The organism is Ideonella sp. P3_A4 (assembly GCF_056403075.1).
Genome location: NZ_JBFUGE010001206.1, coordinates 1 through 900, shown reverse-complemented (window position 1 = coordinate 900; position 900 = coordinate 1). Strand labels below are relative to the sequence as shown.

Here is a 900-nt window from a genome sequence, read left to right as displayed (position 1 = left end):
CTGCTGCACGGCGCTGGGGCGAGGCCCTTGGGTGTCCAGCCGATGCGCATCGATCAGCCTTGCCATTGAGGCATCCGCCGGCGGCTCGGGGCCCAGGCGGGCCAGCGCGAGGCGGGCTTTCATTTCGCCGGCGACCCCGGTCAGGTCGGCCGTCAGTGCGGCGAGCAGGCCGGCATCCATGCCGGGCTCGACGCGCAATTCGAGCAGCGGCTCGGTTGGCAAGGCCGGCTTCTTCAGTTCGTCGGACAAGCCCGGCCGCAAGATCAGCAGGTACTTCAGCGTCCCGGCACGCAATGGCGCCGTGGTGTCGGCGAGCGTGGCCTGCACCGCCCCGTGGTCGCGAGCCCACAAGGCTGCCAAGGTGCGGGCTGGCTCACCCTCGTCGCGCACGTCGATGGCGTAGGCCATCGTGCGCAGCGGCGGACGGTAGACGTCTTTCAGCGCCAGCGACATCACGACGATGAAGACCAGCGGCATCAGAAACAGCGCCGCCAGGCCGTGCGGGTCGCGCACCAGCGTCAGCAGCTCTTTGCGGACCAGGCCGGCGATCATGCGTCGTCCCGCAGCGAGCGGTGGGTCAGCGCCATGAACAGCTCCTCGAGATTCTGCCGACCCAATTCGGCATGGCGCACCTGGGCACCGGCCGCCTCGAGCGCAGCAAACACCACCGAGGCCGGCGTGTGCCCCAACTCGACACTGACAAGTTCACCACGGCGCTCGACTGGCCCGATACGCGCGAGCAGCGCCACCAGTGCGTCGGGCGAGATGCCGTCGGCCACCACGGCCAGCTGGGTTGCGTCCTGCGCCAGCAGCTCGGCCAAGGGTCCAGCCCGCAGCACCTGGCCGTGGTCGATGATGGCGACGCGGTCGGCGATGGCCTCGATCTCGTCCATGTAGTGT

At 69.4% G+C, this 900-nt stretch carries 1 protein-coding gene and 1 pseudogene; both read right to left on the bottom strand.

Going from position 1 to position 900, the window contains the following annotated elements; translation table 11 throughout:
• A pseudogene (locus AC1DYI_RS37005) lies at positions 1–552 on the bottom strand (ABC transporter permease); the annotation flags it as partial.
• Positions 549–900: DrrA family ABC transporter ATP-binding protein (locus AC1DYI_RS37000; protein WP_477209052.1), on the bottom strand; the 352-nt coding region annotated here is incomplete at its 5' end. The pseudogene AC1DYI_RS37005 and the gene AC1DYI_RS37000, both read right to left, overlap by 4 nt.